Annotated in this window: 18 protein-coding genes and 2 tRNA genes; 17 read left to right on the top strand and 3 right to left on the bottom strand. The window is 53.9% G+C overall.

The genetic code is table 11. From position 1 onward, the window contains the following. Positions 1-16 precede the first annotated feature (16 nt). The 7 genes from uvrA (at position 17) to FD38_RS03315 (ending at position 9,011) form a co-directional block, all read left to right on the top strand. On the top strand, positions 17-2,881 hold the full coding sequence (gene uvrA / locus FD38_RS03345) for an excinuclease ABC subunit UvrA (protein ID WP_057731120.1): 2,865 nt from the start codon (positions 17-19) through the stop codon (positions 2,879-2,881). A 426-nt stretch (positions 2,882-3,307) separates the two neighbouring features. Then, entirely contained in the window at positions 3,308-3,853 is a 546-nt protein-coding gene (locus FD38_RS03340; protein ID WP_057731118.1) for an HdeD family acid-resistance protein, read from the top strand. 159 nt (positions 3,854-4,012) lie between these two features. Beyond that, a complete protein-coding gene (gene rapZ / locus FD38_RS03335) occupies positions 4,013-4,897 on the top strand; it encodes an RNase adapter RapZ (protein ID WP_057731116.1) in 885 nt (294 codons plus the stop codon). Next, complete coding sequence (locus FD38_RS03330) at positions 4,894-5,907, top strand: gluconeogenesis factor YvcK family protein (RefSeq protein WP_057731114.1); 1,014 nt, start codon at positions 4,894-4,896, stop codon at positions 5,905-5,907. The genes rapZ and FD38_RS03330 overlap by 4 nt, the downstream gene beginning before the upstream one ends. Positions 5,908-5,911: 4 nt before the next feature. Next, complete coding sequence (whiA, locus tag FD38_RS03325) at positions 5,912-6,841, top strand: DNA-binding protein WhiA (RefSeq protein WP_057731112.1); 930 nt, start codon at positions 5,912-5,914, stop codon at positions 6,839-6,841. A 545-nt stretch (positions 6,842-7,386) separates the two neighbouring features. After that, the gene (locus FD38_RS03320) at positions 7,387-7,656 is read left to right on the top strand and encodes an ACT domain-containing protein (protein ID WP_057731110.1); all 270 of its coding nucleotides are present in this window, start codon (positions 7,387-7,389) and stop codon (positions 7,654-7,656) included. A gap of 11 nt (positions 7,657-7,667) precedes the next feature. Next, on the top strand, positions 7,668-9,011 hold the full coding sequence (locus FD38_RS03315) for a PFL family protein (protein ID WP_057731108.1): 1,344 nt from the start codon (positions 7,668-7,670) through the stop codon (positions 9,009-9,011). An 85-nt stretch (positions 9,012-9,096) separates the two neighbouring features. Here FD38_RS03315 and clpP read toward each other — a convergent pair whose 3' ends face one another. Next, positions 9,097-9,693, bottom strand: a complete 597-nt coding sequence (gene clpP / locus FD38_RS03310; protein WP_057731106.1) for an ATP-dependent Clp endopeptidase proteolytic subunit ClpP — start codon at positions 9,691-9,693, stop codon at positions 9,097-9,099. 267 nt (positions 9,694-9,960) lie between these two features. On the opposite strand from clpP, the gene FD38_RS03305 reads away from it, so the two are divergent. From FD38_RS03305 to FD38_RS03295, 3 genes are all read left to right on the top strand, one after another. After that, a complete protein-coding gene (locus tag FD38_RS03305) occupies positions 9,961-10,422 on the top strand; it encodes a LytTR family DNA-binding domain-containing protein (RefSeq protein WP_225430792.1) in 462 nt (153 codons plus the stop codon). Continuing rightward, the gene (locus tag FD38_RS03300; RefSeq protein WP_057731105.1) at positions 10,419-11,141 is read left to right on the top strand and encodes a LiaF transmembrane domain-containing protein; all 723 of its coding nucleotides are present in this window, start codon (positions 10,419-10,421) and stop codon (positions 11,139-11,141) included. The genes FD38_RS03305 and FD38_RS03300 overlap by 4 nt, the downstream gene beginning before the upstream one ends. A 76-nt stretch (positions 11,142-11,217) precedes the next feature. Next, positions 11,218-11,289 (top strand) — tRNA-Arg (locus FD38_RS03295). Positions 11,290-11,393: 104 nt separating this feature from the next. Here the strand turns inward: FD38_RS03295 and FD38_RS03290 are convergent. Both FD38_RS03290 and FD38_RS03285 read right to left on the bottom strand, forming a co-directional pair. After that, positions 11,394-11,747, bottom strand: coding sequence for a hypothetical protein (locus FD38_RS03290; RefSeq protein WP_057731104.1), 354 nt, complete (start codon positions 11,745-11,747; stop codon positions 11,394-11,396). Positions 11,748-11,913: 166 nt separating this feature from the next. Beyond that, a complete protein-coding gene (locus tag FD38_RS03285; RefSeq protein ID WP_057731102.1) occupies positions 11,914-12,534 on the bottom strand; it encodes an ECF transporter S component in 621 nt (206 codons plus the stop codon). Between the two features lie 245 nt (positions 12,535-12,779). On the opposite strand from FD38_RS03285, the gene FD38_RS03280 reads away from it, so the two are divergent. The 7 genes from FD38_RS03280 (at position 12,780) to FD38_RS12750 (ending at position 20,829) form a co-directional block, all read left to right on the top strand. Then, positions 12,780-12,851, top strand: a tRNA-Arg gene (locus FD38_RS03280). 269 nt (positions 12,852-13,120) lie between these two features. Then, positions 13,121-14,149, top strand: coding sequence for a sugar-binding transcriptional regulator (locus tag FD38_RS03275; RefSeq protein WP_057731101.1), 1,029 nt, complete (start codon positions 13,121-13,123; stop codon positions 14,147-14,149). A 67-nt stretch (positions 14,150-14,216) separates the two neighbouring features. After that, positions 14,217-15,227: a type I glyceraldehyde-3-phosphate dehydrogenase gene (gene gap / locus FD38_RS03270; protein WP_057731099.1), complete on the top strand. Its 1,011-nt coding sequence runs from the start codon at positions 14,217-14,219 to the stop codon at positions 15,225-15,227. Between the two features lie 188 nt (positions 15,228-15,415). Beyond that, positions 15,416-16,618, top strand: coding sequence for a phosphoglycerate kinase (locus FD38_RS03265; protein WP_057731097.1), 1,203 nt, complete (start codon positions 15,416-15,418; stop codon positions 16,616-16,618). Positions 16,619-16,759: 141 nt separating this feature from the next. Then, the gene (gene tpiA / locus FD38_RS03260; RefSeq protein WP_057731096.1) at positions 16,760-17,524 is read left to right on the top strand and encodes a triose-phosphate isomerase; all 765 of its coding nucleotides are present in this window, start codon (positions 16,760-16,762) and stop codon (positions 17,522-17,524) included. Positions 17,525-17,622: 98 nt separating this feature from the next. Beyond that, positions 17,623-18,942 (top strand): phosphopyruvate hydratase, encoded by a 1,320-nt coding sequence (eno, locus tag FD38_RS03255; RefSeq protein WP_057731094.1) that lies wholly within the window; start codon positions 17,623-17,625, stop codon positions 18,940-18,942. Between the two features lie 114 nt (positions 18,943-19,056). Further along, positions 19,057-20,829, top strand: a complete 1,773-nt coding sequence (locus FD38_RS12750) for a hypothetical protein (protein ID WP_147007845.1) — start codon at positions 19,057-19,059, stop codon at positions 20,827-20,829. The last annotated feature ends 56 nt before the right edge of the window (positions 20,830-20,885 follow it).

Below are 20,885 nucleotides of genomic sequence, written 5' to 3'. Positions count from 1 at the left end.
AAGGAGTTAGGCGAATTTGAACAACGATAAAATTGTGATTCACGGCGCACGCGCCCATAACTTAAAAAACATTGACGTGACGATTCCCAAGAACAAGCTGGTGGTCATTAGTGGCCTCTCCGGTTCCGGGAAGAGTTCGTTGGCCTTCGATACGCTGTACGCGGAAGGTCAACGGCGGTACGTCGAAAGTCTCTCGTCCTACGCCCGGCAATTTCTGGGCCAGATGGATAAGCCCGACGTTGACTCGATCGACGGGTTAAGTCCGGCAATTTCCATCGACCAGAAGACCACCTCGAAGAACCCACGGTCGACCGTGGGAACCGTGACCGAAATCAACGACTACCTGCGCCTGCTGTGGGCCCGGGTGGGGACGCCAATTTGTCCTAACGACGGCACCAAGATCACCAGCCAGAGTGTGGAACAGATGGTCGATCAGGTCCTAGCACTGCCCGAACGGACCAAGTTACAGGTCCTGTCGCCCATCGTGCGGGACAAGAAGGGCCAACACAAACAAATTTTTGAAAAGATTCGGCGCGAAGGCTTCGTGCGCGTTCGGGTCGACGGGGAGACCCAAGACCTCGACGACGTGCCGGAATTAAACAAAAACCAGCGGCACAACATTGCCATCGTGATCGACCGAATCGTGGTCAAGAAGGGGATTCGCTCCCGGCTGTTTGACTCGTTTGAGGCCGCCTTACGGTTGAGTGGCGGGTACGCCATCGCCGACTTGATCGACGGTGATCCCATGGTGTTCTCGGAACACTACGCCTGCCCGGTCTGTGGCTTTACGGTCGGGGAACTCGAACCGCGGTTGTTCTCCTTTAACGCACCGTTCGGGGCCTGCCCCGACTGTGATGGGTTGGGGGTCAAGTTAGAAGTTGACCTCGACCTGGTGGTGCCCGACAAGACTAAGACGTTAAAAGAAGGGGCCCTAGAGCCCTGGAACCCGATCAGCTCGCAGTACTATCCGGCCTTGCTGGAACAAGCCTGCGCGGCCTTTGGCGTGGACATGGATACGCCGTTCAAGGACCTGTCAAAGACGGACCAGGCCTTGGTACTGTACGGCTCACAAGGTAAAGAGTTCCATTTCCACTACGAAAATGATTTCGGTGGCGTGCGGGACGTGGACGTGGCCTTTGAAGGGGTCGTGCCGAACATCAACCGGCGTTACCACGAAACCAATAGTGACTTTACCCGCGACGTGATGCGCAAGTACATGACCGAACTGACCTGCCACACCTGTCACGGTTACCGGCTGAACGAGAAGGCTCTGAGTGTCAAAATTAACGGGCAGCACATCGGGCAGGTCTCCGATTTACCCGTTGACAAGGAACTGCACTTCTTCATGGACCTGAGCTTTGGTGAACAGGATGCCGTCATCGCCCAACCGATTTTAAAGGAAATCCGGGACCGGCTGACCTTCCTGCGCAACGTGGGCTTGGATTACCTGACGTTGAGTCGTTCGGCGCGGACCCTGTCCGGTGGGGAAGCTCAGCGGATTCGGCTGGCCACGCAGATTGGCTCGAACCTGTCCGGGGTGCTGTACATCCTGGATGAACCGTCGATCGGGTTACACCAGCGGGATAACGACCGGTTGATTGCCTCACTCAAACAGATGCGTGACTTGGGCAACACCCTGATCGTGGTTGAACACGACGAGGACACCATGCGCGCCGCCGACTACATTGTCGACATTGGCCCGGGGGCCGGGGAAAACGGGGGCCAGGTGATGGCCGCCGGAACGCCGAAGCAGGTGATGCGGTCACGGAAGTCCTTGACCGGCCAATACCTCTCCGGCAAGAAGTACATTCCCGTACCGCTCGAACGGCGGACCGGTAACGGCAAGTCGATTCGGCTGACCGGCGCCGCGGAAAACAACCTGAAGGACATCACCGTCGACTTTCCGTTAGGCGAGTTCGTGGTGGTGACCGGGGTTTCGGGTTCCGGGAAGTCTACGTTGGTCAACACGATTTTGAAACGGGCCTTGGCCCAGAAACTGAACCATAACTCCGAAAAACCCGGGAAATACAAGAGTATCGCGGGCGTGAAGAACATCGAGCGGCTGGTCGACATCGACCAGAGTCCAATCGGCCGGACGCCACGGAGTAACCCAGCTACCTATACCGGGGTCTTCGATGATATTCGAAGTCTGTTTGCGCAGACCAACGACGCGAAGTTGCGGGGCTACCAGAAGGGCCGCTTTAGTTTCAACACCAAGGGCGGCCGTTGTGAGGCCTGCCACGGCGACGGGATTTTGAAGATCGAAATGAACTTCTTACCCGACGTCTACGTGCCGTGTGAAGTCTGCCACGGGACGCGGTACAATTCCGAAACCTTGGAAGTCGAATACAAGGGGAAGAACATCGCCGACGTCTTGGACATGACGGTCAGCGAAGCCCTGAAGTTCTTCGACGCTATCCCCAAGATTACCCGCAAACTGCAAACCATCCAGGACGTTGGTTTGGGGTACGTCAAGTTGGGGCAACCCGCCACGACCCTGTCCGGTGGGGAAGCACAACGGATGAAGCTGGCTTCCGAACTGCACAAGCAGCAGAACGGGAAAAACTTTTACATCTTGGACGAACCCACGACCGGGCTACACACCGACGACATCAAACGGCTGCTGGAGGTCCTGCACCGCTTGGTCGACAAGGGCAACACGGTGCTGGTCATTGAACATAACCTGGACGTTATCAAGACGGCGGATCACCTGATCGACTTAGGTCCCGAGGGTGGGGAAGCCGGCGGAAACGTGGTCGCCACGGGAACGCCGGAAGAACTGGCCGAGGTCGCCAACAGCTACACGGGTCAGTACCTCAAGCCCGTCCTAGAACGCGACCGGAAACGGACCGAAGAAGACCAGCCAACGGCGAAGCAGTAAGGGAAACTTGGCAGCAGGTTAGTCTAAAATTAGCGTACTGATCAAAATGATTGTGACTAGTTGAAGAAAATCTGTTTGAATGGTTTTGATGACTAGTGTGAGCTGGAGGGGTAGTCAGAAATGGGCTCAGGGGCGAAATTTGTCTTGGCCAGTGTGTTGTTGTGCTGGCCTAGACAAAGGTCGGCCTTCAAGATCCGGTGTGTGTGGGGCTTGAATCCGTGCCCGCCCGTTTCTGACTGCGCCGGAATTGTTGGATTCTCTAGGTTAGTCCCATGTTATGAAATTGTTAGAAAGGCGCTCATTCCTAGTGTGATTAGGGGTGAGCGCCTTTAGCGTTGCCCCTTAACTTGTAGGAAATTTGGAAAACCAGTACAATGGATAAAACCAGTCACACACGACTGAACTTGTGAGAGGAAGTGTCACAGCATGTTTAATATGAACCGGACCCGGTGGGGCTTTGATTGGGGCGAATTCATTCTCGGCATTTTGTTCATCGTTGCCGCGTATGGTCTGTTCCGCTCACCTAAGATTGGGTTGACGGGCTTAGCCATTATCTTTGCGGTCATGGCGCTCTTGAGTGGGTTGACCACGATTGCGGGCTACCGTAAATTACACGAAGTCACGGGGATTCGCGCGAACTTCGCGCTGGTCTTCGGCATCTTGGATATCTTGATTGCGGTGGTGTTCTTCTTCGATATGAACAGTGCCATTGTCACGCTGGGCTACTTGTTTGCCCTGTGGTTTATCTTTGATTCGATCGAACGGCTCATCGTGGGGAGTCACCTGCGGAGTTTTGGTGGGGGCTTCTTCTGGGTATCGATGATTTTAGACGTCTTGACGTTGATTATCGGGATCATGTTATTTATTAACCCGGTGGTCGCGGCCCTATCGCTCAACACGTTGATTGCGGTGTTCTTCGCGGTCTTCGGGGTGAACGCGATTTGGATCGCCATCGCGCGGAGTCGCCAATAAGTTTGTAAATGAAGGTCGGGCCGATGGGTCGGGCCTTTTTTGGTGGCTATCCGGCCAGTTTGAACGTTGAATTCGGCGGATTCTGGCAAATATTAGGAAAGACACGCCCGGTGTGCTATACTGCAGAAAGACGATTTTTCGGTAGAGAGGGTGACACACATGACTGAACAGGTACATTTGGTAATCATTACCGGGATGAGTGGGGCCGGTAAAACCGTGGCCATGCAAAGTTTTGAAGACTTAGGCTACTTCTGCATTGATAATTTACCGCCATCGTTACTGCCCAAGTTCTGGGACTTGGTGCGTGAATCCGGTAAGCTCAACAAGATTGCCCTGGTGATCGACTTACGGTCGCGGGCGTTTTACGACGAAATCGTGCGGATGCTAAACGACGTGGCGATCCACGGGACCATGCAGGCTCAGGTGCTGTTCCTCGACGCCTCCGACGAAGAACTGGTCTCCCGTTACAAGGAGACCCGGCGCTCCCACCCGTTGGCCCGTAACGGCCGGGTCATGGAGGGGATTCAACGCGAGCGGCGGCTATTAGCCCCGATTCGGCAGGCGGCCCAGTTGGTGATCGACACCACCAAGATTACGCCGCGCAAACTCCGCGAAGAGATTTTCCACAACTACGAAACCGAAACTACCCAGACGTTCCACATCGAGGTCATGTCCTTCGGGTTCAAGTACGGCTTGCCCATCGACGCCGACATCGTGATGGACGTGCGGTTCCTGCCTAACCCGTACTATTTACCAGAGTTACGGGACCAGACGGGCTTGGACCAACCGGTCTACGATTACGTGATGAAGCAGCCCCAGACCGAGGCTTTTTATCAGCGCTTCCTGGGTCTGCTGCAATCCATCATGCCGGGTTATAAAAAAGAAGGTAAGGCTAACCTCACCATCGCCATTGGGTGTACCGGCGGGCAACACCGCTCGGTCGCCTTGGCCCAACGCATCGGGCAAGCGCTCGGGGACCAGTACCCCGTCCACGTGACCCACCGCGACATCGAGAAGAGAAAGGAGTCCGCTAACCGCTCATGAGAGATCCTATGCATACCCACCGGCCGAAGATTGTCGTGATCGGTGGGGGAACCGGGTTACCCGTCATTTTACGGAACCTGCGGGACCAAAACGTCGACATCACCGCGGTCGTGACCGTGGCCGATGACGGCGGGTCCTCAGGTATCATTCGCCATTACGTCAACGTGGTGCCACCTGGTGACATTCGTAACGTGATGGTGGCCTTAGCCGAGGTGCCCGACATTTATAAAGACCTATTTCAATACCGTTTCGAAACCACCGACGACTTCTTTGCCGGTCACGCGATCGGCAACCTGATTATCGCGGCGCTGTCCGAGATGAAGGGCGGTATTTTCGATGCGGTGCAGGAGTTGTCCCAACTGATGCGGGTCAACGGCCACATCTACCCGGCGGCCAACGAACCGCTGGAATTGCACGCCCAGTTTGCCGATGGCAGTACTTTGAGTGGGGAATCGGAGATCACGGCGGCGCACAAACTGATCAAACGGGTGTGGGTCGAAACCAGTGACCACCACCAGCAACCCCACGCGGTCCAGCCCGTGATCGACGCCATCATGAACGCCGATCAAATCGTCCTGGGACCGGGGAGTTTATTTACCAGTATCCTACCGAACCTGATGATCGAAAGCGTCGGCAACGCGGTCCGGGAAAGCCCGGCCGAGGTGGTCTACATCTGTAATATCATGACGCAAAAAGGTGAGACCGAAAACTTTACCGACGCCGATCACGTGCGGGTCTTGAACCAGCATTTAAACACGAACTTTATTGACACGGTATTGGTCAACACCCGCAAGGTGCCCGACCAATACATCGACTATCAACGGTGGGACGAAATGTCTCAGCCGGTCCGTCACGACTTCCAAGGTCTCCGCGACCAAGGTTGTCGGGTGATTTCGACGGACTTCTTACAATTACGCGATAACGGGGCGTTTCATAACGGTCAAGAGGTGGTCAGCGAACTGCTGAACCTGATTGGCCAACCGCGTTACCGTATCGATCGGGGGTCTTAACCACATGTCTTATGCCAGCGAAGTCAAAAAAGAGCTGACCACGTTGGAAGTTCACCGGGACAATGCCAAGGCCGAACTGGTGGCCCTGATTCGGATGAACGGGGCCCTGGGCTTGGCGAACCACCACTTTGTCCTGAACGTCCAAACGGAAAATCCCGCCATCGCGCGCCGGATGTACCAACTGCTCAAGCAGTTCTACGACCTGGAGAGCGAATTACTGGTGCGGCGAAAAATGAAGCTCAAGAAAAATAACCTGTACATCGTGCGGGTCAAAACGGGCGTGACCGAAGTCTTGTCGGATCTCGGCATCTTCGACGGCGTCCAACTCTCCGAATCCGTCCCGGAAAGCATCCTCAAGTCCGACCTGCAGATGCGGTCGTACTTACGGGGGGCTTTTTTGGCCGGCGGGTCGGTCAACAATCCCGAAACCAGTCGCTACCATCTGGAAATCTACTCCTTGTACGAGGAGCATAACCAGATGATTGCCAAGATGATGAACCAGTACAACCTCAACGCCCGGTCCATTGAACGGCGCAGTGGCTACATTACCTACCTCAAGGGGGCCGAAAAGATTGCCGACTTTTTGTCGTTGATCGGGGCCACCACGGCGATGTTGAAGTTTGAGGACGTCCGTATCATGCGTGATATGCGCAATTCGGTCAACCGACTGGTCAACTGCGAAAACGCCAATCTGGACAAGGTGGCTAACGCCTCGACGCGTCAAATTGATAATATTCAATACATTGAGGCAACGGTGGGGTTGGGACAACTGCCGACCAAGTTACGCGAGGTAGCGGAAACGCGTCTGGCGCACCGGGAGGTCAGTCTCAAGGAATTGGGCGACCTGGTACCGGGTGGGCCAATCTCGAAGTCCGGGATCAACCACCGATTACGAAAGATCAACGATTACGCCAAGCAGTTGCGTGAGGCGTAGAGTGCGTTCAGGGGCGGTCAGCGGGCGAGCATTAAGGCCACTAACGGGATTATCCCCGATTTTGGGGGATGATTCCGTTAGTGGGGTTAAGCGGAACCCGTTGCCCCTGATAAGCACGTTTCAGAAGCCGCAGATAGCGCTAGTCTACGGGCGAGATACCAATGATTGAATGAGTTTGGCTAGTTGTCGAAACGGGGTTAAGCGGAACCAGCTGCCCGTCAGTCGCACGTTTCAGAAGCCGCAGATGACGCTAGTCTACGGGCGAGATACCAATGATTGAATGGGCTTGGCTAATCGCCGAAATGGGGTTAAGCGGAACTGGCTGTCCCCTAAAAGCACGTTTCAGCGGCCGCAGATGGCGCCAGCCTACGGGCGAAATCCCAGCGTTGGGACCAAATTATGACTAAAACCAAAAGGCCGTTTCTCGGGAATCAATCCCCGAGAAACGGCCTTTTTAGCGACAAGCGTGGCAAAAGAGTGAGTGCGCTTTCAATTCAGCCGTGCTATCATAATAGCTAACAAATATTGAGTTGGAGGTACAACTAATGCGAGCAATTATTACGGTGATCGGGCACGACCACGTGGGCATCGTGGCGGCGGTCGCTAACGAACTGTCCCAGCACGACATGAACATTGTCGATATTTCGCAAACTATCATGGACCAGAATTTCACCATGATGTTACTAAGTGAGTGGGACGAGGCTAATTTAAGCTTTGTGGCAGCCAAGCAATTGTTGGAACAACTGGGTCAGGCCAACGACCTCACGATTCGCATTCAGCGGCAGGCGGTTTTTGACGCCATCCAAAAGTTATAGGGGGCGGGCAGATGGAGAGTCGGTCAATTCTCGAAACGATTCAAATGATTGATGAAGAAAATCTGGATATTCGCACGATTACCATGGGGATTTCCCTGTTGGATTGTATCGATAGCGATGGGGCTAAGGCCCGCCAGAAGATTTACGATAAAATTACCACCAGCGCCAAGGACCTGGTCAAGGTGGCTGGTCAGATTCAAACGGAATACGGGATTCCCATCATCAACAAGCGGATTGCCGTGACGCCGATCGCGTTGGTGGCGGCCGCAAGTAGTGATGCGGATTACGTGGCCTACGCACAAACCATGGAACGGGCGGCCGAAGCCATCGGGGTCGACCTGATTGGGGGCTTCTCCGCGCTGGTCCAGAAGGGCTATCAAAGTGGGGACCGCAAGCTGATTGCCTCGATTCCGCAAGCCTTAGCCGAAACCAGTCGGGTCTGCAGTTCGGTCAACATTGGCTCGACGCGGGCCGGCATCAATCTGGACGCGGTGGGCGAACTGGGCCGCATCATTAAGCAGACCGCGGCCATCGACCCGGTCAATTGCATGAGCCTGGTGGTCTTTGCCAACGCCGTGGAGGATAATCCCTTCATGGCGGGGGCCTTCCACGGCGTCGGGGAGGCCGATCGCATCATCAACGTCGGTATTAGCGGTCCCGGCGTGGTCAAACGAGCCTTAGAACAGGTGCGCGGCCAACGCATCGACGTGGTTTCCGAACAAATCAAGAAGACAGCCTTCAAGGTCACCCGAATGGGGCAGTTCGTGGGCAGTATCGCGTCCGAGCGCCTGGGTGTGCCGTTTGGGATTGTCGACTTATCGTTGGCCCCAACGCCAAATGAAGGGGATTCCGTCGCCGAGATCCTGGAAGAAATCGGTCTGGAAAGCGTGGGTGCGCCGGGAACCACGGCGGCCTTGGCCCTCCTCAACGATGCCGTTAAAAAGGGTGGCGTGATGGCCTGCGAACACGTGGGCGGCTTATCCGGGGCGTTCATCCCGGTTTCCGAAGATGCCGAAATGATTCGCGCCGTGCGGGCCGGGCGTTTGGGCATCGAGAAACTCGAGGCCATGACGGCGGTCTGCTCCGTGGGCCTGGACATGATTGCCATCCCCGGTGACACCAGCGCGGCCAGCATTAGCGGCATGATTGCCGACGAAGCGGCGATTGGGATGATCAATAACAAGACTACCGCCGTGCGGGTGATCCCGGCACCGGGTAAGGGTGTGGGCGACGAGGTCGAGTTTGGGGGCTTGTTCGGGCGAGCCCCGGTAATGCCAATTAACGCCAGCCAACCCCAAGCCTTCATCGCGCGGGGGGGTCACATCCCGGCACCGATTCATTCGTTTAAAAACTAAACTAACTGAGCGCAGTTGTGAACAACAAAAAACGTTCCCGTCGATTGACGAGAACGTTTTTTTAATCGCAAGGAGTTCGCGAAGATTACTTCTTTTGTTCGGAACTGTTGGTCATGATGTGGTCGATCAGACCGTAATCAACGGCATCCTGGGCACTTAAGTAGTTGTCCCGTTCGGTGTCTTTGTTGATGCGTTCGATTGGTTGACCGGAGTTGTCTGCCAAGATTTGGTTGATCAACTTCCGGGTCTTCAAGATTTCACGCGCCGCAATTTCGATTTCGGTTTGTTGACCTTGAGCACCACCAGAAGGTTGGTGAATCATGACTTGGGCGTGTGGTAAGGCAAACCGCTTGCCCTTGGTCCCGGAGGAAGCCAAGACACTCGCCATGGAAGCTGCCATCCCTAACGTGATCGTTTGCACGTCGGATTGGATGAAGTTCATGGTATCGTAAATGGCTAACCCGGAAGAAACGACACCACCAGGGGAATTGATGTACAAGGAAATGTCCTTAGTGGAATCTTGGGCATCCAAGAAGAGCAATTGCGCGATGATGGCGTTGGCCATGTCATCTTCGATGGGGCCGGATAACATGATGATCCGGTCTTTTAAAAGTCGTGAATAAATATCATAAGCCCGTTCGCCACGGGATGATTGTTCGATAACCGTTGGTACTAAATTCATGACAAGATAGCCTCCTTTGAATTTACATAGAATGGCTAGCAGTTTGCTAACATGTTGTCAGTGTACCGCTATGGTCAGAATAGGTCAAACGAAATGACTTACTGATGACCCAGAACCATTTAACTAGCCCCATCATAACAGAAAATGGCTAAACGTCACGTATTCTATCACCGCAAAATGACCGGTTGGGTCGCGAACGAACCCCGTTGTGCGCGGCGTGTTTACAAGGCAGAGCGGCTATGGTGTACTAGAGATATTAAAGGAGGGATGGCCGTGCGGGTCCGCATCGAACAAGACGAAAAATTAACCACGCCGGAAGTGGTCCTGCGGGTGCCACCCCAAACGGCGGGGACGGCGGAACTGGTGGCCGCGCTTCAAGCGGCCGTGACACCCCAACAGCTGACGCTCAGTCACCGGGGGCGGCAGGTTCGCGTTGCCATCGCGACCATCCTATTCTGTGAGGCGGCGGGCCACCAGGTCACGGTCCACACGGCTGACCAACTTTATACCACCCGTGAACCGTTGTATCAGTTGGCCGAACGATTACCCGATCAATTTATCCGGGCATCCAAATCCGCCATTTTGAACCGTAATCAGGTGGCGTCACTGACCAGGTCGCTAACGGGGAACTTGGTCAAATTTCAGCAGTCACATAAGCAATTATACGTGTCCCGTCGCTATTACGGTGACGTTAAACGGGCATTAGAACGAAAGGGGCAATTAGGATGAATACGGGTCGACGTTGGTTTTGGGGGAGTTTCTTTATTGTGGGGGCCGTGGTGCTGGTCTTAAGTCAGCTGGGCCTCCTGCCGTATCAGTTCGGGTTTTGGCGAATCTTATTTGGCATTTTCATGGTGGCCATTGTGGTCTTTAGCCTGGCCCACCGGGGAATCACCGGGACGGTTTTTGGCCTGGCGGCGTTAGCGATTTTATTTGCCAAGCCGTTAGGCATCACGGCGCTGGGGCCGTGGACCATCTTGGGCGTGGCTTTACTGGTGACCATTGGGTTGTCGTTAATTTTGAATCCGCACCATTACTTTAATTACCATTATCAGTATCATCAGCAAAATAATTGGCATCACGGGCGGCAAACCACGGAACGGATGACCACGGACGAGGCTCAGACGCGGGTCAGTGTGAACATGGGCAGTAGCATCCGGTACTTACAGTCGCAGGATTTTCAACGCGCCGATGTGTGGGTCCGGATGGGCGACGCCAAGCTGTACTGCGATGATGTCCGGCTGAATCCCAACGGCGCGGTGATTAATCTCGACGTATCGTTGGGCGGCGCGGAGCTGTACCTTCCCCGGACTTGGCCGGTGAAGATTGCGGTCGATTCAAGCCTGGGTGGCGTCGAGGAGAAGGGCAGTCACACCCCCGGCGACGGGCCCACGGTCGTGATCCAGGGCCGACTGTCGTTATCGGGACTGACCGTAATCTACGTTTAAATCTAAAATTACCCCTTGAATTTCAAACGTGAGTCGGGTATAGTGGTTAATGTTCTGTTAAGGACATCAGCGCTATGCGCCCGTAGTGTAATGGATCGCACGTAAGATTCCGGTTCTTGAAATGGGGGTTCGATTCCCTCCGGGCGCATCACAAAAAGTCGTCACTCAATTGAGTGGCGGCTTTTTTTAGCTTTCAGAATCAACTTTTAGGTTGGCAATTGCCAGCGTTTCGTTCGCTGGTCAAGTTAATGGCTAAAGCTGGGTATCCAGATCGACTAGCCGGATGAGCTCGTTGACCAACGTGACCACGTAGGTCGCATTCGCCGTGGTGATCACCGAGGGCAACTGCGCTAGCGTGGCGGCGGGATAGTGCAGGATGACCACGTCTTCGCCGTCATCGAAACGCACGACGGGAAGGTTTACGGTCTGGGAGCCGTCGGTTTGGGCCCAAACGCGACACTGCACGATGTGGTGGCGCGGTGTGACGGCTTGTAGCGTTGTGTACTCGCGTAAGTGCAGGGCCGAAGCGGAGTCGTGCCAGAGATCGTAAAAGTGGTCTAAGGCCAGGAGAATAGCGGCTAATTGTTGAGAATTGGTGCGAGACATCATGGTTCACTTCCTTAATGGATTAAGTATGAAGACATAAGTCGTCACCGGCTAGGGCTAAATTTAACCAAACCGGGAAGAAATTTAACCACTGGTGGTCTTCTATACGGGAAAGCTCATGGTGAAACAACTTAAAAAAGCCACCGGCAGAGCCGGTGGCTGAAAATTAAGCTTTAGTTTTAGCTTTAGGTCGAATGCGGTCCCAATGTTGTCGGAGGGGTACCGCAATGACGGGTGCGACCAGGACGTCCAAAATCAGTTCGGGCACGGCGTTGGTTAGAAGGGAGATCATCAGCACGTAGCCTAACGTTTGATTGCCCGTCGCCCCGAAGGCGTGAGCCACGGCCGGAGTTTGATAGAAGAAATAGACCAGACCGAGGACCAGCAGGCTGTTGACCAGAGCGGCGCAGGCGGCAGCTAAGCGCATCGAGCGGTGCATGCCCCAGTGACGTCGATGGCGGGCCCACCGGTAGAGGTAGCCGGCGGCAATCCCCATTAATAGGCGGGGAAGAATCGAGACCAGCGGATTCGTGAACACTAGTGGCGCCACGGGACTAGTCGGCCATGCGAAGGCCCGAATAAAGGTCATTAATCCCCAGGCCCCCCCAATCAGGGCGCCATCACCGGGACCCAAGGCGACCCCCGCGACGATCACGGTCAACCCAATCAAGGTCATACTGAATGGGCCGAAGGGAATGTAGCCTAAAAATGGTAGAATATTCTGTAGTAATACGATGGCGATAAGTAGTGCATCGATCACCAGGCGAAACGTTTTTTCGTGCGTCATGGTCCGGTAGACTCCCAACATAAAGTAATGGTGGTGCTTGCTGCTACGGGTAGTGCTAGTGGCAGACCCGTAGTGGGGACCGCTTCGCTTAACACTGCGCGAGGTTATTATAGCATGTTTTATGGAAAAAACGGGCGGCAAACTGGGGAAAAGGAAGCGGGTCAAACCGGATAATTTAAAAAGGACCTTGTATTTTTATGCAAAATCGGTTATAGTAGTTAAGTGTTGTTGAGCACAGCAACTATGCGCCCGTAGTGTAATGGATCGCACGTAAGATTCCGGTTCTTGAAATGGGGGTTCGATTCCCTCCGGGCGCATCACAGCAATTACTCGGCGGTCGGGACGAAGGTTCCGGCCTTTTTTGTTGGTTGACTTAACCCGGTGACGGTAGTTGGTTAGCCAAGGCTACGTGCCGTTAGAAACACCACCCAACTTCTCGAGGGGAAAGACTTGCTATTTCGTCAGGTCGGGGCTTATAATGGCACAGTAAGTTAGGTTAGCGAGACGTTGACCGATATTTTTTTGGCTTAGGTGGGCGGATTCTTGCCACCCTGGTCGACTAGTGTCCCACTAGGAGGTAAGTTGGATGCAAGACGAATGGCAATGGGTCGAAGCAATCGTGCCCCAGATGGTCAGTAAGCTGACCACGCGCTTTCGGGTGTTACGAGGGATTGCTCAGCTCCAACCGGTTGGTCGGCGAACGCTGGCCACCCAACTCGCCTGCACCGAGCGGACTGTGCGGACTACTACTGATGCGTTAGCGACCCTGGGCTTCATTCAGATGACGGTCCGGGGAATGCAGATCACGCCGGACGGGCAGCGACTCCTGACGGGACTGACGCCCGTGATGGCGACGCTCGCTGGGCGGCAACAACAGGAACGCGAGCTAGCCCAGCGGTTAGGCATCGCCCACTGCACGATTGTGGCGGGGGACAGTTCGCAGCCCAATGGGTCGTTAAGTGCCCTGGCTCAGGGCGCTAAGGGTGTCTTGGCCGATCAACTCCCCACGGGGGCCAGTACGGTCGCCGTGATGGGCGGCCACACCATGGCCACCGTGGCGGCGAGCCTCACGCCGTCGTTGAGTAATCAACGGCAGTTGCTGTTCGTTCCCGCCCGCGGGGGTATCGGCGAAGCACCGGAGATTCAGGCTAACGCCGTGAGCGCGCAGATGGCCCAACGGACTAACGGTCAATTCCGGTCGTTGTACGTCCCTGAGCAACTCAACGTCCAAACTTACAAGTCGTTATTTGCAGAACCCGCCATTCACGCGGTGCTCCAGTTGATTGAACAGAGCACCGTGGTGGTTCACGGCATCGGTCAGGCGTTGGCGATGGCCCAACGGCGCAATATCGCGCCGGACGTGATTGCCAACCTGAACGCTGCTCATGCGGTGGGGGAGGCCTTTGGGGTCTTCTTCGATGCGCAAGGCCACGTGGTCAGCGAGTTACCCCGGATTGGTCTAGGTATCGCCGATTTGGCCACCAAGTCCTTGGTGATCGCCGTGGCGGGGGGCTCCGAAAAGGGGACCGCGATTCAGGCGTACATGCATTTAGCGCCAGCTCAAACTTGGTTGATTACGGATCAAGGAGCTGCTGACTTTGTTTTAAAAAAGTGATACACTTTAACTGTACTGCTTTTTAAAAAATATCTTTGTTTTGCTTCCTGAAGGAGGAAATCACAGTATGACTGTAAAGATTGGTATTAATGGTTTCGGCCGTATCGGTCGTTTGGCTTTCAAGCGGATTCACGAACTTCACTCTGATGACATCGAAGTTGTCGCTATCAACGATTTAACGACGCCTTCCATGTTAGCTTACTTACTGAAGTACGACTCAACTCATGGCCGTTTCCCTGGCGAAGTTTCATCCACGGACAAGGGCATTGTGGTTGACGGTAAGGAATACCCTGTTTACGCTGAACCAAAGGCTCAAAACATTCCTTGGGTTAAGAACGATGGGGTTGACTTCGTTCTCGAATGTACCGGTTTCTACACTTCCGAAGAAAAGGCTCACGCTCACATCGATGCCGGTGTTAAGCGGGTTCTGATCTCCGCACCAGCTGGTCCTATCACGACCGTTGTTCCTGGTGTTAACTTGGACGTCTTGACTAAGGACGATGTCATTGTTTCTGCCGGTTCTTGCACCACGAACTGCTTGGCACCAATGGCTTACTTCTTAAACGAAGAATTCGGTATCAAGGCCGGAACGATGACCACGATCCACGCCTTCACTTCTACCCAAATGATTTTGGATGGCCCTCGTGGCAAGAAGATGCGGAACAACCGGACGGCTTCCGTCAACACGATTCCTCACTCCACTGGTGCCGCTAAGGCTATCGGTTTGGTTATCCCTGACTTACAAGGTAAGTTACAAGGCCATGCCCAACGTGTCGGTGTCGTTGATGGTTCCTTGACTGAATTAGTCACTGTCCTTGACAAGAAGGTCACTGCTGACGAAATCAACGACGCTATCAAGAAGCACACTGAAAACAACGACGCCTTCGGTTACAACGCTGACGAAATTGTTTCCACTGATATCATCGACGACCCTCATGGTTCCGTCTTTGACCCAACTCAAACGGAAGTTACGACTGCCGGTGACACTCAATTGGTTAAGACCGTTGCTTGGTACGATAACGAATGGGGCTTCACTTGCAACATGGTTCGTACTTTATTACGGTTCGCAACTCTTTAATCAAAGCGTTGCCGCGTGATTAAGCGCGTCATAAAAAGTTACGCACGAACGCGGCGGGGGAGGGTCTTCCTCGACGCGTTTTTGTTTGCCACGGTGAATTTAAGAGAAGTCCTTTGAAATTCGCCGGTAAGTGCTGTATATTGTGAAAGTAATCATTTTGGTTATCAATTGAAGGAGGATTTTCTAAATTGGCGAAATTAACGGTTTCTGATTTAGACTTAAAGGGCAAAAAAGTCCTCATGCGTGTCGACTTTAACGTCCCCATCAAAGACGGTGTGATCGGTAACGATAACCGGATCGTGGCAGCATTGCCAACAATCAAGTACGTCATCGAACACGGTGGTAAGGCCATCTTACTGTCCCACTTGGGTCGGGTTAAGAAGGAAGACGACAAGCCAGGTCTGTCCATGCGGCCAGTCGCAGAACGGTTGTCTAACTTGTTAAACAAGCCAGTCACTTTCGTCCCAACCACGGAAGGTCAACAACTGGAAGACGCCATTAACGGCTTAAGCGATGGCGACGTCTTAGTCATGGAAAACACCCGTTACGAAGACGTGAAGAACGGCGAATACGTTAAGCGTGAATCCGGCAACGACCCTGAATTGGGCAAGTACTGGGCTTCACTGGGTGACGTCTTCGTTAACGATGCGTTCGGGACGGCCCACCGTTCTCACGCCTCAAACGTCGGCATTGCGTCCAACATGGCCCAAACCGCTGCTGGTTTCTTAATGGAAAAGGAAATCAAGTTCATCGGTGGCGCCGTCGACAATCCAGAACACCCATTCGTCGCCATCTTAGGTGGTGCCAAGGTTTCTGATAAGATCGGCGTGATCGACAACTTACTGTCCAAGGCTGACAAGGTCTTGATCGGTGGAGGGATGACCTACACCTTCTACGCTGCTAAGGGTATGAAGATTGGGAACTCCTTAGTTGAAAAGGACAAGATCGACTTGGCCAAGGAAATCCTGGACAAGGCCGGCGACAAGCTGGTACTGCCCGTTGACTCCGTGGTTGCCGAAAAGTTCGACAACGACGCTGCGCACAAGACGGTCGATGGCGATATTCCTGATGGCTACATGGCCTTAGATATCGGACCAAAGTCCATCAAAGAATTCGAAGACGTTCTGAAGACGGCCAAGACCGTTGTTTGGAACGGCCCAATGGGTGTCTTCGAAATGAGTAACTACGCCGAAGGAACGTTGGAAATCGGTAAGTTCTTGGGCACGTTAAGTGATGCCAAGACCATCGTTGGTGGTGGGGATTCCACTGCCGCCGTTCAACAACTCGGTGTGGCTGACAAGTTATCCCACATTTCCACTGGTGGTGGGGCTTCCCTCGAATACCTCGAAGGTAAGACGTTACCAGGGATTGCGGCTATTTCTGACAAGTAAACGCAAGACACAAGAAGCCGTGGTGGCAGCATCACGGCTTTTTGATTAGGCCAGACTGAAAGGGCTTTTACTGGTAGATTGCCGAGAATTCCGGTAAGATGATGAAGCGTAAGTAATTTTATGTTAAAGGGGCGGATTAGGTTGCGGATACCACTGATTGCAGGGAATTGGAAGATGAATAAGTCGGTTGCGGAAGCCCGTGCGTTTGTCACCGCGGTGCAGGGAAAGTTACCGGCACCCGATAAGGTGGAAACGGCGATTGCGGCACCGGCACTGTTCTTGGAGACCATGCTCGAAGCCAACGTTGACCAAGTGTTACGCGTAGCGGCGGAGACCTGCTACTACGAAGACGAGGGCGCCTATACGGGAGAAATTAGCCCTAAGGCGCTCCACCAGATGGCGATTCCCTATGTCATCTGTGGGCATTCGGAACGCCGGCGGTACTTTAACGAAACGGACGACGTGATCAACCGGAAGGTCCAGGCGGTCTTTCGTAACGGTATGACGCCGATTGTCTGCTGTGACGAAACCATGGGTCGGCGAGAATCTGGTGAAAAGATTCACTGGGTGGTCAATCAAGTCAGCGCCGCGCTGAAGGGCGTCAGCGCCGAGGACGCTGCGCGCATCGTGGTGGCCTACGAACCCAGCTGGGCCATCGGTAGCGGGACGTCCGCGTCGTCCGACCAGGCCGAGGAAGGGTGTTACTTGATTCGCCAAACTTTGGCCGATATTTATTCGGATGATTTAGCCAACGGCGTTCGGGTGTTGTACGGGGGCAGTGTGAAACCGGATAACATCGCGGGGCTCATGGCCCGCGGCAACGTCGACGGTGTCTTAGCCGGTGGGTCCAGTCTGGCGGAAGACTCGTTTATTCAACTCGCAAATTATCAAAATTTGGAAAACTAACAAAATATAATTGAAAGTTCAATGTTAAACTTATAGAATGTAACGTGGGATGGGCGTTTTGTTCCCGTGAAGTCAAACTTTCATAAGGAGAGAATATAATGTCACTGATTACTGATATTTACGCACGCGAAGTCTTAGACTCTCGTGGTAACCCAACTGTTGAAGTTGAACTCTACACCGAAGCTGGTGCTATGGGCCGGGGGATCGTTCCTTCTGGTGCCTCCACTGGTGAACACGAAGCTGTTGAACTTCGTGATGGTGACAAGAGCCGTTTCATGGGTAAGGGTGTTACCAAGGCCGTTGACAACGTTAACAAGCTGATTGCTAAGGAAATCGTCGGCTATGACGTTACGGACCAACGTGGTATCGACCAAGCCATGATCGACTTAGATGGTACGCCAAACAAGGGCAAGTTAGGTGCCAACGCCATTTTGGGTGTCTCCTTAGCTGCTGCACGGGCCGCTGCTGACGAATTAGAAATGCCTCTGTACAACTACTTAGGCGGATTCAATGGTCACGTTTTACCAACGCCAATGATGAACGTTATCAACGGTGGGAAGCACGCCAACAACAAGGTTGACTTCCAAGAATTCATGATCATGCCTGTTGGTGCGAAGAGTGTTAAGGAAGCCATCCGGATGGGTTCCGAAACTTTCCACAACTTGAAGGCTATCTTGAACGATGAAGGTTACTCTACTGCCGTCGGTGACGAAGGTGGATTTGCCCCTGACTTGAAGAACAACGAAGAACCATTCGAAATCTTGGTTAAGGCTATCAAGCAAGCCGGCTACGTTCCAGGTAAGGATGTTGCCATTGCCTTTGACTGTGCTTCTTCCGAATTCTACAACCCTGACACTAAGAAGTACGAATTAAAGGGTGACGGCAAGAGCTACACCGCTGAAGAATTCGTTACTTTGCTTGAAGGCATCGTTGACAAGTACCCAGTTGTTTCCATCGAAGACCCATTGGATGAAAACGAATGGGAAGACTGGCAAATGGCTACCAAGCGTCTTGGCAAGAAGGTCCAAATCGTCGGTGATGACTTGTTCGTTACCAACACGGACTACCTGGCTAAGGGGATTAAGATGGGCGTTGCCAACTCCATCTTAATCAAGTTGAACCAAATCGGGACTTTGACGGAAACCGTTGAAGCCGTTGAAATGGCTAAGCAAGCTGGTTACACGGCCGTTATCTCTCACCGTTCTGGTGAAACTGAAGATACGACGATCGCCGACTTAGTTGTGGCTTTGAACGCTGGTCAAATCAAGACTGGTTCGATGAGCCGTGGCGAACGGATCGCGAAGTACAACCAATTAATGCGGATTGAAGACAACTTGGGTAAGACGTCCGAATACAAGGGGATTCACTCCTTCTACAACTTGGACCAAGATGCGCGTGAAGCCATCATCAACAAGTAATCCAATCTAATTAAATGTTAAAAATGGCGTTTCCTTGTGATGAGGGAACGCCATTTTTTTCGTACAAAAACACCTTCCTTTGCGGAAGTAAGGGCAAAGGGAGGCGTTAGAACAATGACATGGAAACGATGGTTATGTTTGGCCGGCGTATTAGTCGCCGGTGGGAGTTGGGGACAACCGGTGGCCCGGGCCGCCAGTCAACGACCGACTCAGGATAATTTAGAAAATGCCCGGATCATCAATTATTGGATCAAGGCTAATGACATTGGGGGCGGCGGGTACAAGACCAGGCTGTATAAAACGGTGTTGACGCATCAGGATGAGGATACGGCGGTCCCCCAGTTATCGGAACTGATAGATGGTTCTAAGAATTTTGATTATGATCCGCACCAAACGATTCAAGGTGAGGTTACGGACGTCATTTATACCAGTAAACAAATGGCTGATGAGAAGGTTATCTTTGTCGATGTTGATGATCATGAGAAGGTCGGCTCGGAAATTCTTTACTTCGCGGTTAAAGATGCGGCGGGGGGATGGCCGGTTTTACCGCTACCGGATGGGTATGAATTAGTAAATCCGGAAGATGCCTATCGGCCGGTAATGAATTCTAGTAGTGCTTGGCATATTAAAATCAGAAAGATTGATAAGTTAGGCGCTCATCGAGTTCCACAGCTGCCTTCAGACCACGTGACGGTGGTGACGCCACCGTCAACGGAAACTAGCTCGCAGGAGGGAGCGTCTAATTCTAAACCGCCCGTGGAAGTTCCCCATGTTAACGAACAACCGGGCACGACCACGACAAAACCGGTCCCACCAGCACCAACGTTACCGGGGCCCCAACCCGGGCCATCACAGTCCGGCGGTGCCCATGATGGTGGTCAGCCAATCAACCCCAAACCGATGCCCGATGGTTCCGCCGATAAGGCGCCGCACCCGGGGCAATCGTCTGCAGGGAAGCCGAATTCTAACGGCCCGCAATCGCCAACACAGCGGCCGTTACCAGTGCCTAAGGATCCCCAGCCAGCAACACCGCAACCGGCTAAGCCTCAGCCCCAACCCCAACCGGGTCCAGTCGTGGTCGGGCCAACGCCCACGCAACCGCAGGGTCAGCCAGGAAAACAGCCCACAACGGAACGGCCTGCGGGACCGGTCCAACCAGGGGAAGTGCCAGAGAGGCCAACCCATCCAATCCAACCAGTTGAGCCTACGACTGATCAACCACAAGTCCCGCAGCGACCGGAAACGCCGCAACTCACACCGCCGCAATCACATCAGTCACCGCACCAAAGTCAACCAGCCCCGCAGTCCCAGAAAAAGCCGACTGGGCCGGGAGCTACCGCACCGGCGGGCCCGCACCATAACGGCTCGGGTCATGCGTCATCAACGCTAGTAACGCCGCCCGCCGTTCAGCCATCCCCGGTAAGGCGGCCACACCGGGGCCCAGCAAATCCGGCCCCCGCGATACCCCAACCGGTAGGACCAGTGACCGCTGATAGTGGGCAGCGCCCGGTATTGTCGCCGGGACGCCCAGTCACCAAACCCCATTCGGCGCTACAGGAAACCTTAGCAATGCCGTTAGTGGCGGAAACGGACTCCCGGCCCCAATCCCGGCCGGACCAATTCAATCACGTGGCCGAACTAGGCGATGCGGATAATCAGACGCCCACGAAGTCCCGGCACGCGGCGCACCGTCACCCGCACGCTCATCGGCGCCACCATATGCCAGTCACTAAAGTGCGAATAACGACTAAGGCTAAGACTGCCGCTTCCCACCGTACTTCACGGTTACCCCAAACGGCAGGGCAGCCGAATCGGTGGGCCGGACTAGGGTGGTTACTTTTGGGAACGACACTAACTAGCCCGTGGGTTTATCGACGTTTGCACTAAGCTTTCCGAAATTCTGTGCTACACTAAAACGTAGACAGAAAAACGGGGAGGAACAC

This window comes from Levilactobacillus zymae DSM 19395 (assembly GCF_001434115.1).
Lineage (GTDB): Bacteria > Bacillota > Bacilli > Lactobacillales > Lactobacillaceae > Levilactobacillus > Levilactobacillus zymae.
The sequence above is the reverse complement of the archived record's forward strand: the minus strand, read 5'-3'. Positions and strand labels throughout refer to the sequence as shown.